This window comes from Actinophytocola oryzae (genome assembly GCF_004364325.1).
Taxonomy (GTDB): domain Bacteria; phylum Actinomycetota; class Actinomycetes; order Mycobacteriales; family Pseudonocardiaceae; genus Actinophytocola; species Actinophytocola oryzae.
The window spans coordinates 107326-119889 of record NZ_SOCP01000013.1 but is presented as its reverse complement, the minus strand read 5'-3'; the positions used below and the strand labels follow the sequence as shown (position 1 = coordinate 119889).

Genomic DNA, 12564 nt, shown 5'->3' with positions numbered 1-12564 from the left:
CGTGTCGACAGTACAGCTAAGGATTCTTACGTAACATTAGCGGCCGTGATGACAGATCTGCCGCTCGACCAGGTCCGCACGCTGCTCGCGGTCGCCGACGAGGGCACGTTCGACGCGGCGGCCGCAGTCCTGCACGTGACGCCGTCGGCGGTGAGCCAGCGGGTGAAGGCACTCGAGCAGCGGTCGGGCAGCGTGCTGGTGACCCGCGCCAAACCCGTGCGGCTGACCGAGTCCGGGCAGGTGGTGGTGCGGTTCGCCCGCAGGCTCGCCGCGCTGGAGCACGAGGCGCGTGCCGAGTTGGGCATGACCGACGAGCCGGTCCGCGTCCCGATCGCCGTCAACGCCGACTCGCTCGCCACCTGGTTCCTTCCGGCGCTCGCCAACGTGCCGGACGTGTGCTTCGAGCTGCACCGGGAGGACCAGGACCACACCACGACGCTCCTGCGTGACGGCCGGGTGATGGCGGCGGTGACGTCGTCGTCGGCCCCGGTGCAGGGGTGTTCGGTCCGACTGCTTGGCCTGCTGCGGTACCTGCCGCTGGCGAGCCCGGCCTTCGCGGCGCGGTGGCTGACCGGGTCGCTGCGCGAGGACCTGGCGCGGGCACCCGTGGTGGTGTTCGACCGGCGCGACGACCTGCAGGACGCGTTCGTGCGGTCGTTAGGCGGTCGAGGGGCGAGTGCGGCGCGGCACTTCGTCCCGGCCTCGGAGGTGTTCGTCGAGGCGGTGGCCGCGGGCCTGGGCTGGGGGATGGTGCCGGAGGTGCAGGCCGCGTCGCGACCGGGGAGGTTCGAGTCGCTCGCGCCGGACAGGCCGGTGGACGTGCCGCTGTACTGGCAGCAGTGGAGACTTGATCTGCCGGCGTTGTCGACGGTCGCGACCGCCGTGGCGGACACCGCGGCCCTGGCCCTGAGAAGTGGAGCATGAGGTTCGAGGATCACACGTTCGACGTGCCGCTGGACCACGACCGGCCCGACGGCGAGCGCATCACGCTCTACGCGCGGGAGGTCACGGCCGACGACTCGCTGCCGTGGCTGCTGTTCCTCAACGGCGGCCCCGGGTTCCCGTCCCCGCGGCCCCTGGGCGACGAGGGGTGGCTGCGGCGTGCGTCGCGGGAGTACCGCGTGCTCCTGCTCGACCAGCGTGGCACCGGCCGGTCGACGCCGGTGACGCGCCGGGTGGCGCTGGCGAGGGGCGCGTCGTACCTGACGTATTTCCGCGCGGACTCGATCGTGCGTGACGCGGAGATGATCCGCGCCGCGCTGCGGTCTCCACCGTGGACGGTGCTGGGGCAGAGCTTCGGCGGTTTCTGCACGGTGACGTACCTGTCGTTCTTCGGGGACGGACTGCGGTCCGCGCTCGTGACGGGTGGCCTGCCGGGACTGACGACGGACGCGGCCGACGTGTACCGGTCGCTGTACCCCGTGGTGGCGGCGAAGAACGAGGCGCACTACGTGGCGTACCCGGAGGATGTCGTGATGGCGCGGCGGGTGGCCGCGCACCTGGCGTCGACGGACGTGCGGCTGCCGAACGGCCGTCTGCTGAGCGTGGCGGCGTTCCAGTCGGTCGGCACCCTGCTGGGCGGGCGGGACGGCCACGCGAAGCTGCACTACCTGCTGGAGTCGCCGTTCGACGGTGACCAGCTGTCGGACGCGTTCCTGCTGGCGACGCAGGAGGCACTGTCGTGGTCGTCGGCGGCGAGCCCGCTGTACTACCTGCTGCACGAGCCCTCCTACGCCCAGGGGTTCGGCGCGACATCCTGGGCGGCGCAACGGGTTCGTGCGGAGTTCCCGGCGTTCGACGCCCACCGGTCCCTGGCGGGCGACGACCCGGTCTTGTTCACCGGCGAGATGATCTACCCCTGGATGTTCGACGACGACCCGCTGATGGCGCCACTGCGTCCGGTGGCGGACGAGCTGGCGGAACGCATCGAGTGGCCGCCGCTGTACGACGTGAACCGGTTGGGCGCCAACAGGGTCCCGGTCGCCGCGGCGGTCTACGACACAGACCTGTACGTCAGTCGCGACCTGTCCCTGCGAACCGCCGCGGCGATCGGTGACCTCCGCCTGTGGCACACGGCAGACCACCAGCACGACGGCCTGCGCGTGAGCGACGGCGAGGTGCTGTCACACCTGCTGACGCTGCTTGCCTGAGAACCACCAGGCGGTCCCCGCCACGAGAGCGACCCCCACCGCCCAGACGAACGCGGGCCCCCGCCGCGCCACGGGTGGCCCGACGGGCAGCTCCTCCCGCCCGCGACCGGCGTCGGCGAGCGCCCACAACCGGTGCAGCTCACGCAGCTCCGGCGGCGTGGCCCCACACGCACCGGCGAAGCGTGCCAGCGTGCCGTAGTCGGTCGGCACGTGCGTTCCCGTGCAGTAGCGGTGCAGTGTCGAGCTGCTCATGCCCGTGCGTCTCGCCAACGCCGCATAACTTCGGTCCGCCCGATTCTTGAACGTTCGCAGAAATGCGGCCAGTTGCTGTACCTCCGCGGATCGCGACACGAATTCCCCACTTCCCCCAAGACCCGGGCCCCCGCCCCGGCCACCATCCCGTCGCCGTCCCACCAGCCCGCGATACGCGCAGATCGGCCTGTACGGGACGACCCAGCGTCCCACCGTACCCGAAATACTTGTCCCACCGATACTTCATATGCAGCATTTCCCCGTGTCGGAGACGACGCAATTTCGATCATTCAGCAGTCGATCACAAAACTGGGGAAATCATGAAAAAGGTACTGGTCGCCGTGGCGACATGTGCGTTCGCCGCTTCCGGGCTCGCCCTCGCGTCGCCGGCGAGTGCGGCACCCAAGAACGAACCGGTCGACGTCACGCCGAGGCACGCGCCGTGTGGCACCGCGGGTCCACTGCTCGACGGCTCGATCGACGCCGACGCGCCGGTGAGCGGCGCGGTCAACCAGCGCAGCGGCACGATCGCGAGCTCGCCGACGAACTGCACGATCGTCGGGCAGCTCCAGGCGACCGACGACGCGCGCTACTACTGCTACACCGTCGGCAACGACGGCTTCACGTGGACCTACCTGCAGAACACCCGCACCGGCGTGCGTGGCTGGAGCCGCGACAACCTCCTGGACAACTTCGGCAGCGGCTACTACTGCGGCTTCTGACGGCCGGGTCCTGACACCTCAGCAGGCGTCGACGTAGCGGCAGGCCACCACGGACGGCTGTTCCACCGGGTGGCCTGCCGTCAGCGACCAGGCCAGGCGGACGTACTGGGCGTGTGTCCACGCGAGCGGGGTCGCCGACGTCGTGGGGGTGCCGGCGCGTTGTGGCGCCCGCTCGTCCCACACCTGTTCCGGCAGCATCAAACCGCTGTTGGCCGTCGCCGCGATGGTCCTCAGGCGGCTGTTCGCCGCTGACGGTTCGCCGGCCAGCAGCTCGTACTCGCCGCGTTCGCCCGCGAAGATCGGCCACAGGCGGCCGTACGTGCGGGTCGGCGTCGGCCAGTTCACGTTCCACGGGCCGCCGTCGGCCTGTTCGCCGTAGCCGTCACCCGTGAAACGGTGCCACAGCTGGCCTACCGGCGTCCGCTCGCCCAGCGTCTCGTCCACCACCTCGACGGTGTTCTCGACCACCGGGTCGTTCGCCGGGCGGATGCCCAGGCGCACCAGCTCCAGGAAGCTCGGGTCCACGACCGCGCGCTGGTCCACCTCGCCGACGTTGTTGTCGCCGAGGTTGTACGTCGTGCCCGCGTTCGGGTTGCCGTCCTTGGTCAGGCGCAGGTAGTACGGCGACGGGGACAAAGGGCCGGTGCTCGTCGCCGTCCACGACTCCACCTTGGACTCCCAGTCGTCCGCGACCCGCAGATAGCGGTTCGCCGACGCCGGGTCACCCGCGCGGTTCAGCAGATCCGCCAGGCACACCAGGCCCGCGATCTCCGCGGCGATCGTGCCGGGGGAGTAGCCGCTCTGGTTCTCCCACCGTTCCTGTTCGGTGAACGGGGCGTTCGGGTACGACACCATGAAGTCCGCCGCGCGCCGCAGTCCGTCCAACGTGGACCTGTCGGTGCGCTTCAGCTGCCACGCCAACAACATTGGGGCCGCCGACTCGTCCAGCTGTACGCTCGTCCAGTACGGTTCGCCTGTCACACGGGTGTTCTGCGCCAGGTGGCCGTCCGGCTGCTGCTGCACCGTCAGCATGAAGTCCAGTGCCCGGTTCGCGCCGGCCTTGTCGCCGGCGGCGAGCAGCCCCGTCGCGATCTGGTACAGGTCCCTCGGCCACACCAGCGCGTACGAGCCGAACTCCGGCGCGATCTGCCGGTCGAACCCGAACGCCCACGGGAAGCCCGGCGCCGCGATGTACGCGCCGCGGTGGCGCTTGTCCTCCGACGCGGCCAGCACCAGCAGCGAGCTGCGGTACACCGCACGCTCCTTGGCCGACGCCACCGACGACGGCGGCTTGCGCAGGCCGGAGACGTACTCCTGCCACCCCTTCGCGTACAGCGCGGACGTCGACCTGAAGCCGGTGGACAGCGAGGCACGTGCCGTCCGCACCGCCTCCGAACGGGTCGTGCCGAAGCCCAGCGCGAGCGTGTCCTTCTTGTGCCGCACACCGTCCAGCGTCAGCTCGCCTGTCTGGACGACGTTGCCAGGACCCGCTTTCGGGTAGCGCCAGTCCATGCGGTGGTCGGCGAGGTCGGTGCGGCCGTCGCTCTTGCCGAGGTAACCCGTCGAGGTGGCGCGGAACCCGTCGCCGGCGACCAATGCCGTCGCAGCGCCTGCGTCCGAGGCGACGAGGGTGTCGCCGCTCGCGCCGGTGTCGTCGTTGCCCTCACGGGACAGCGCCGGGTCGTACAGCGCGAACACCTTGAGCGGTCGCGTGGACGTGAACGAGACGTCCACCAACACCGTGGCGCGCTTTGGATCCGTGACGTACGTGGCCGTCGCCGACCACCCGGTGCCCCGCGCCGACTGCCGGTAGGTCAGGTCGCCGACCTGCTCGGTGCGGCCGCGGAACTCCTCGGTGAACGACCGGCCGTCGGTGACCAGCAACGCCAGCTCACGCGTGGCCGGTGTGCTCAGGTCCGGGTAGAACACCTCCGTCATGCGGCCGCCGCCCAAGGTGAACCACACCGGGCTCTCCGGGCCGCCGTGTGCCGTGCCGAGTCCCTGTTTGTCCGCGGGCTGGTAGACGGCGGGGTCACCTGGCGCGCCGGGCGCCTCACCCCCGCCGGCGGGCGCAGCCGCGGTCGTCGCCACCAACGCCAGGACCGATAACAGCACTGTTGATCGCACGGATCCACCGTGCCCTACCGGACGGTGTTCCGCACAACGAACTCAGCGTGCGTCGGCCGTCGTGCTCAGCCGGATCTGCGCCGCTATCCACGCGCTGACAACGGTTTCCGGGCTCGTCACGGCATCCGCGAACCCGTCGAGCGCGGTCGCCGCCCTCGGCAGCCCGACCTCGCGCAGGCTCGCCGCGGCCTCGGTAACCCGCACGCCGAAGTCCTTTGGCAGGTGGCGCAACCCGCGGTGCACGGCCTCCGCGCACACGCCGAGCGCCCCGTCGAGCGCGACCGTGACCGCGTCCTCCCGGGTGGCCGTCGCACCCATGAGCGACGAGCTTCCGTCGCCGGGTGCGAGGTCCGGCACCACCACGGTCGAGTCCACGACCAGCGTTCCCCGCGTGCGGCGCACCGCACCGGCCACGAACCGGGGACCCGACCGCAGCGCCGCGTCCACCGCGTCGAGTGCGGCGGGCGACGTGGGCCGGTACGTCGCCGACACCACCGCCGTCGTGCCGGCCTCGTCCGCGACCACCGCGGTCAGGCGTTGGTCGCCGGGGTGGTAGCCGATGTCCAGGACCTCCGCCACCGTAACCACCCGCAGGTTCTCCGCCTCGACCCTGGGCCGCACCAGCCGGGGTGCCAAGTTCGCCCGCGACCGGTCCAGCGCCGCGAGGTCCCGCACGAGCACCGGCCCCGGCAGCGTCTCCCAGCTCCCGTTCGACGGCCTCACGCTCGTCTTCCCCACCCGGCTCGACACCAGCCGCACGACCCGGCTAGCGCTGCGTGCCGCCGACTCCGACACAGCCGACGCCGCACGCACCCAGTCGAGGCGGTCGGGTGCGAGGAACGCGGTGACGAGCTTGCCGTGGTCGGTCTTCCGGTACTCGGCGAGGATCTCGACGGCGGCGCGTGCTCGTCGTCCGTGGCCTCGGCGAGGTGTGCGCGGAGCCGTCCGGCGGTCGGCTCGACACTCACGGTGTCCAAGTTGAGGCGCAGGCCGCCCGTGTGGCGTTGGAGGGCGGCCTTGTAGACGTGCAGGGCTGGCGCTCCATGATCGCCCGCACGGCGAAGTCCAGCCCGTGGCCGGCGACCCAGGTGTCCACGAACGCGCCGGCCTCGCCGGAACGCTCGTCGAGCGCCCACGCCACGATGGTCGCGACGACGGCCGCGTCGTAGGGGGTGCCCTGGCGGGTCTCGAGGTAGGTGAGCGCGTCGCGGGTCGCCGTTGCCGCCGCGCCGCTCGATGACGCCGACGGTCTTGTCGCGGAACTCGTCGACGAGCCGCCACGCCCGCTCGGGGTCGCTGTCCAGTGGCGGGCTGAAACGGCCGCCCCGGCGCGGGTGCAGCCGGTCCTCCCAGCCGTCGGGGAGGATGAAGGAGTCCTCGTCGCGCAGCGGGTCCTGCCCCTCGTCCACCGACCAGGACCTCCGCGAACTGCCACTGGCGTAGGTGAAACGCCGCGCGCTACCCCCCATCTCGATGTCCGGTCCCCGACCCCGGCGAGATCCTGAACCCAGCGAAACTCGCGCCGGCAGGGCAGGATGACAGGACCATGGCAGCTGGCAAACAGGTCAAGAGAATCAGCATCGCGGTCGCGGGCGGCGTCGTGCTCCTCGTCGGGGTCGCGCTGCTCGTGCTGCCGGGACCCGGCCTCCTCCTCGTGCTCGCGGGCCTGCTGATCCTCGCCTCCGAGTTCCCCAAGCTCGAGCAGTACGTCGATCCCGTGCGGGACAGGGCGATGAAGGCCGCGGAGGACAGCGTGTCCTCGCCGCTGCGGATCGCCGGGTCGGTGCTGTGCGGCCTCGCGCTGCTCGCGGCCGGCGTCCTGTGGGGCCTGCGGGTGTTCTCCTGGCTGCCGCTCCCGGGCTGGAGCACCGGGTCCAGCCTCATCCTGTCCGGGATCGTGCTCTTCGCGCTGCTCGGCTGGAGCTACAAGAAGGTCAGCGAACGACGGAGTCGGTGACGTGCTTGCCGAGCAGGTCCGGCGCCTGCGCGTGCGCCAGGTGTCCCTGCCCGGCCATCCGGATCGTCCGCGCCTGGGGGAGCGCGCCCGCGAACAACGCGAACGGCTTGCCGTAGGGGAACCCGCCCTCCGAGCGCTCGCCGACGATCAACGTGACCGGCATGTCCAGGCCCGGGTACCGGCCCAGCGCCGGGCTGTGCGCGTTCAGCGCGGCCAGCTCGGCCGCGAGCGGCTCGGCCAGCGGCACCAGCGACGGCCACACGGACGACTCCCGCAGCGACTCGACGTACTCCGCCGAGAAACCCGACACGTCCCGGTTCACGATCTCCACCGCCCGGTCGAGGTCGCCCTCCGCCACCGCCTCCCGCAGCGGCGCCACGTACTCCCCGGCGAAGGGCACCGCGACCGGCTCGTACAGCGTCAGCGACCGCACGTCGAACCGCTCGGTCGCGGTCTCGACGGCGATCAGCCCGCCGTAGCTCCAGCCGAACAGGTGCGCGCCGGGGCCCAGCTCGTCCAGGACCAGGTTCAGGTCGTCGATCTCGGTGCGCACCGAGTAGCCGGGACCCAGCGGACCGCTCGGCGTGCGTCCCCGCCGGTTGACCACGACCACCGGGTTCGGCAGGTGGACGGCGTCCACGACGGGCCGCCACGACTCCGCGTCGGCCATCACCCCCGGCACCATCACCAGCGGTGTCCCGGCACCCTCCCGCATCAGCGCGGTGATGGTGGTGCCGGCGCGCTCGAAGCGCAGGGTCCGCAAGGCAGTCAGTGTTCCACTTCCCCGATCTGGTGGGTCATGACGGCGAACGGCCCCCGGCACGGGATCGTGCCGGGGGCCGCTCGTCAGGTCAGGCGCCGCCTCCCGGCTGCACCACTCCGTTGACCGTCAGCTTGTACGAGGCGTACTGCTGGACGAGCTCGGTCGGCTCGTCGTAGGCCACCACCGCGACAACCTTCGGGAACACGGACAGGACCAGCAGCTGCAGGAACCCGAGCTGGACCTTGTTCTTGCCGTTGTACTCGAGCTGCAGCGCGATCTGGTTGCGCTCGTCGTACGCGACCAGCCGCAGGTTCCAGTTGTCCACCGGGTTCGGGTGGATCTCCGTCGGCGAGTCGAACGGCGCCAGCGACGAACCGTCACTGACGACCGTGCCGCCGACCGTGATGTCGTCCACGAGGAGACCGCCCTCGTTGACGCCGCCGTCGGAGATGTACTGGATGCCGAGCAGCACGGTCTGGCCCGCGTACGCGGACAGGTCGTACGAGTGCGGCTCGAAACCGTCGGTCGTGCCGTTCAGCGCCGGACCGGCCGGCCCCGGCACCGTCCTGTCACCGGCGATCGGCGTGTAGGTCGCGCCGCCGTCGGTGGAGACCACCACGTAGCCGTAGTCGTAGCCCAGCTCGGCGCCGTACTTCGCCTCGAAGCGCAGCGTCGGGTCGGCCGTGGGCACGGCGACCTGGGTCACGGCCGTGGCGTTGGTGTTGTTGGCGTTGCCCGAGAACAGCACCGGGTCACCGGGGCTGTCCGGGTCGTCCGTGACGACCGTCCACGACAGCGGGATCGACGGCAGCGTCGTGGCGCCCTCGAACTTCAGCGACCGCAGGTCACTGCCCTTGAGCACGGTCCCGTTCGCCTTGCGCAGCGCCAGGTAGTCCGCGCCGTTGGGGGCGGCACCCGGGGTGGCGTAGGAGGCCGGGTTGTCGAGGTTCACCGTCGAGCGCAGGCTCGGCGAGGTCACCCGCTTCTTCGGCACCCCGAGCGTGATGCCCCGGTTCGAGTCACCGACGATCTTGTCGAGCAGCGTCGCCGACTGGAAGTCGTGCAGCACCCCGTAGATGTCGGTGCCCTGCTCGGCGAGGAGCGCCTGGAGGCTCGCGATGCCCTGCCGGTCGTCGTGGTGCAGCTTCGACATGAACTCGAGGCCGTACCGGTCGAACAGGAACTGCATCAGCGAGTAGGCGTGCCCGTAGTCCGCGAGTACGGCGTTCGGGTTGCTCTCACCCCACAGGTTGAGCGAGTTCTCCGGACCGCCGCAGTCCCGGGGGTTCGTGTTGTACGGCGTCTGCACCGTGCCGAAGCCCTGGTAGCAGTAGATGTGGCTGTCGCCGCCCTTCTCGGCCACCGTCAGGCGCGGGTCGACGTAGCCGACCAGGGTCTGGGCGAAGTCCGAGAGGCCCTCGTTGACCCAGTTCCCCTCGAACGGGTCGGTGTAGTACATGAGCAGGTGCTGCCACTCGTGCGCGAACGTGCCCTCGTAGAGGTGCGGGCGGCCCGGGCGGCTGGTGCACAGGTCGTTCGTCGGCTCGTCCGGCGGGGTGGCACCCGTGCGGTGCGCCCAGTCGAACGCGTCGATCGTCATGACGTTGCGGTCGACCAGCTCGTTGAACTGCGACGAGAAGAAGCCGGCGATGTAGGTCGGCGCGGCCGGGAACTCGTAGAAGTTGTCGTCCCGGACGTTGTCGATCAGCGCGACCGTGTTGTCGCCGTCACCGGTGAAGTCGAGGCCGTCGAGGGCGGGGTCCGCGTTCGAACCGTCCCGGTCGGGCGGCGTCGAGAACGCGGCCGTCTCCTTCGGGTACATGTTCGTGTCGAACTCGGTGACGAGCGAGCCGACCTGCGCGTCGGTGACCGTGGTCGAGTTGGCGATCTGGTTGCGGCAGTCGCCTGCCGGGAACGACAGGTCGTTCGCGACCCAGACCTCGATCTTGTCGCCGACACCACGCAGCGTGTAGTCCTTGAGGTACAGCTCGCCGTTGAAGTCGTCCCTGGCGAGCCACGGCTGCACGGTCCCGACCGGCGGCGTCACGCCCGCGGCGGCGGACCGCCTCGCGCTCGGCGTGTAGTGGTCGGGTGTCACCACCGGCTTGCCGTTGTACTTCAGGTCCTTGCGAACCTGCGTGGTGGTGTCGTTCAGCGGCTGCGTCGCGGCTGGTGCGCCTGCCGCCGCCGAGGCGGGTAGCACCTGCAGGAGTGGAACCACGAGCAGAGCGGCCGCGGCCGAGACTAATCGGCGTCGTCGCATCGAAACCCTTTCGACATGCGCGTCCGCCCCGTGGTCCGAGCCCACGTCGGCGGGCGCGGTTTTACATGCCCCCGTATCCGACTTTCTCGGTACGGGAGGTCCGGGCGTTTCAGGATGCGGCGACGAGTTTTTCCCGGTTAAGTCGTTCGGGTGGGAAAGTCCTGATCAGCCGGTTACCGGGGCCGGTTCACTCGGGACGGTCGCGGGGTTGACGATCACGACGTCACAGTGGACCGTCCGCCACAGCTCGCGGCTGGCGCTCGCGTCCATGAGCGCGGGCAGGCCGCCGTGGGTGGGGGCGCCGATGACGACCGCGCGTGCCGCAAGCTCGTCGGCGTGCGCGCTGATCAGCCTGCCCACCGCGCCGTGGTCGGCGGCGTTGAGCAGCACGTGCCCGACGGCAGGGACCCCCGCGGCCTCCAGCCGGGCGAGGTGTGCACGGACGAGCGCCTCCGCCTGTCCGAGTGCCTCGCCGTTGGCGCTGGACTCGCTGGTGCTGGCGTGTTCCTGCGCGTGCAGGACGTGGACGGCGCGGCCGTGGACGGCGGCAAGGCGGGCGGCGGTGGCGGTGACCTGGGCGGCGACGGGGGAGTCGTCGACGGCCGCGATGATCACCCCGTTGCCGGTGCCGCCGAGCGCGGTGGCCAGCTCCAGGGTCGCGGGCGGGTCGGCGGGCCTGGCGGGCCGCACGGACTCGGCCTGCACACGCTCGGCGACGGCCAGCTCCTTGTGCGCGGTGCGCAGGACCGCGATGCCGACGACCAGCGCGCCCGCGCCGATGAAGAACGGGACGTGGACGTTGGTCGCCTCGACGAGCTTGCCCGCCACGTAGGGGGCGAGGCCGCCGCCGATGAACCGCACGAACCCGTACGCGGCGGAGGCGATGGGCCGCTCGACGGGCGAGATCGTCATGACGGCCTGCGTGGTGACCGTGTTGTTGATGCCGATGAAGACACCCGCGACGATGACCGCCACGATCAGGACCGTCGGCGTGGTCGTCCAGATCGCGATGACGAGCACGACCAGGGCGAACAGGAACAGGTTGAGGTAGAGCGTGCGTGCGATGCCCAGGCGTGCCTGCAGCTTCGGCGCGCCGAAGACGGAGAAGATCGCGACGAGCACGCCCCAGCCGGTGAACACGAGGCCGAGCTGGATGGCGCCGAGGCCCATGGGGAACGGCGCGTAGCCGAGGACGGTGAAGAAGGCCCAGTTGTAGCAGAGGGCGGTCAGCGACATGGTCGCGAGCCCTCGGTGCCTGAGTGCCCGGAGCGGCTCGAGGATGCCGGTCTTGCGTTCCGGTATCGGCAGTGGCTTGACGAGCACCAGCGTCGCGATCGCCGCGATGGCCATGAGGACGGCCACGCCGAAGAACGGCCCGCGCCAGCTGATGTTGCCGAGCACCCCGCCGAGCAGCGGCCCGACGGCGATGCCGAGACCCAGGGCGGTCTCGTAGAGGATGATCGCGCCGACGAACCCGCCGGACGCCGAGGCGACGATGACGGCCAGCGAGGTCGCGATGAACAGGGCGTTGCCGACACCCCAGCCGGCGCGGAACCCGACGATGCCGCCAATGCTGCCGGACGTGCCCGCCAGCGCCGCGAACACGACGATCAGCGCGAGCCCGACGAGGAGGGTCTTCTTGGCCCCGATGCGGCTGGAAACCCAGCCGGTGATCAGCATCGCGACGGCCGTGATCACGAGGTAGCTGGTGAACAGCAGCGTCACCTGGCTGGGGGTGGCGTTCAGGTCGTGGGAGATGGCGGGCAGGATCGGGTCGACGAGGCCGATGCCCATGAAGGACACGACACACGCGAACGCCACCGCGAAGACGGCCTTGGGTTGCTTGAACGGACTGGCCGCTTGGCCGGTCATAGGTGAGCTCCTTCCGCTCGCGGCCGGTCGTCGACCTGTTCGGCCGGCTGGATGAGTGCGTGGATGGCGGGCAGCGCGGTGACGAGCGCGGCCTGCTGGTCGTCCGGCAGCCGGTCGAACAGCTCCCCGAGCCGCTCGGTCCGGATCGCGCGGCGCCTGGTCAGCTCGGTGCGGCCCGCGGCGGTGAGGTGCACCAGGACGACCCGCCCGTCGTCGGCGTCGGGCCTGCGTTCGGCGAGGCCCGCGTCCTGCAGGCGCGTGACGAGCTGGGTCATCGCGGGCTGGGTGACGCCCTGCTGGACGGCCAGCTCCGTCAGCCGCGCGGGGCCACCGCGGTCGAGGCTCGACAGGGTCGCGGCGGCGGTCAGGCTGAGGCCGGTGTCGGGACTCAGCCGCCGGAAGAACCGCACGAGTTCCTCGACGGCCACCGACAGGTCCGGCACGGCAGGATGCATAAC

Annotated in this window: 12 protein-coding genes; 5 read left to right on the top strand and 7 right to left on the bottom strand. The window is 70.9% G+C overall.

Annotated features, from left to right (window positions below):
• Positions 1–48 precede the first annotated feature (48 nt).
• Together CLV71_RS31050 and CLV71_RS31045 are read left to right on the top strand one after the other, a co-directional pair.
• Positions 49–924: a LysR family transcriptional regulator ArgP gene (locus CLV71_RS31050; RefSeq protein WP_208297831.1), complete on the top strand. Its 876-nt coding sequence runs from the start codon at positions 49–51 to the stop codon at positions 922–924.
• Entirely contained in the window at positions 921–2150 is a 1230-nt protein-coding gene (locus CLV71_RS31045) for an alpha/beta fold hydrolase (RefSeq protein ID WP_133906428.1), read from the top strand. The genes CLV71_RS31050 and CLV71_RS31045 overlap by 4 nt, the downstream gene beginning before the upstream one ends.
• Here CLV71_RS31045 and CLV71_RS31040 read toward each other — a convergent pair.
• The gene (locus tag CLV71_RS31040; protein ID WP_133906427.1) at positions 2124–2501 is read right to left on the bottom strand and encodes a helix-turn-helix domain-containing protein; all 378 of its coding nucleotides are present in this window, start codon (positions 2499–2501) and stop codon (positions 2124–2126) included. The genes CLV71_RS31045 and CLV71_RS31040 overlap by 27 nt on opposite strands.
• A gap of 221 nt (positions 2502–2722) precedes the next feature.
• On the opposite strand from CLV71_RS31040, the gene CLV71_RS31035 reads away from it, so the two are divergent.
• A complete protein-coding gene (locus CLV71_RS31035) occupies positions 2723–3124 on the top strand; it encodes an SH3 domain-containing protein (protein ID WP_133906426.1) in 402 nt (133 codons plus the stop codon).
• 18 nt (positions 3125–3142) lie between these two features.
• On the opposite strand, the gene CLV71_RS31030 is transcribed toward CLV71_RS31035, so the two are convergent.
• Positions 3143–5251 (bottom strand): glycoside hydrolase family 15 protein, encoded by a 2109-nt coding sequence (locus CLV71_RS31030; RefSeq protein WP_133906425.1) that lies wholly within the window; start codon positions 5249–5251, stop codon positions 3143–3145.
• Positions 5252–5293: 42 nt separating this feature from the next.
• Positions 5294–5974 (bottom strand): hypothetical protein, encoded by a 681-nt coding sequence (locus CLV71_RS31025; protein WP_133906424.1) that lies wholly within the window; start codon positions 5972–5974, stop codon positions 5294–5296.
• 179 nt (positions 5975–6153) lie between these two features.
• Here CLV71_RS31025 and CLV71_RS31020 point away from each other — a divergent pair, with 179 nt between their 5' ends.
• A complete protein-coding gene (locus CLV71_RS31020; RefSeq protein ID WP_133906423.1) occupies positions 6154–6420 on the top strand; it encodes a hypothetical protein in 267 nt (88 codons plus the stop codon).
• A gap of 377 nt (positions 6421–6797) precedes the next feature.
• Positions 6798–7208, top strand: coding sequence for a PGPGW domain-containing protein (locus CLV71_RS31015; protein WP_133906422.1), 411 nt, complete (start codon positions 6798–6800; stop codon positions 7206–7208).
• On the opposite strand, the gene CLV71_RS31010 is transcribed toward CLV71_RS31015, so the two are convergent.
• From CLV71_RS31010 to CLV71_RS30995, 4 genes are all read right to left on the bottom strand, one after another.
• Complete coding sequence (locus CLV71_RS31010) at positions 7186–7971, bottom strand: alpha/beta fold hydrolase (RefSeq protein ID WP_208297830.1); 786 nt, start codon at positions 7969–7971, stop codon at positions 7186–7188. The two genes, CLV71_RS31015 and CLV71_RS31010, sit on opposite strands and share 23 nt — an antisense overlap.
• An 88-nt stretch (positions 7972–8059) precedes the next feature.
• A complete protein-coding gene (locus CLV71_RS31005) occupies positions 8060–10192 on the bottom strand; it encodes an immune inhibitor A domain-containing protein (protein ID WP_208297829.1) in 2133 nt (710 codons plus the stop codon).
• A 207-nt stretch (positions 10193–10399) separates the two neighbouring features.
• Positions 10400–12106: an MFS transporter gene (locus CLV71_RS31000; protein WP_133906420.1), complete on the bottom strand. Its 1707-nt coding sequence runs from the start codon at positions 12104–12106 to the stop codon at positions 10400–10402.
• Positions 12103–12561: a MarR family winged helix-turn-helix transcriptional regulator gene (locus tag CLV71_RS30995; RefSeq protein ID WP_133906419.1), complete on the bottom strand. Its 459-nt coding sequence runs from the start codon at positions 12559–12561 to the stop codon at positions 12103–12105. The genes CLV71_RS31000 and CLV71_RS30995 overlap by 4 nt, the downstream gene beginning before the upstream one ends.
• Positions 12562–12564: the final 3 nt, after the last annotated feature.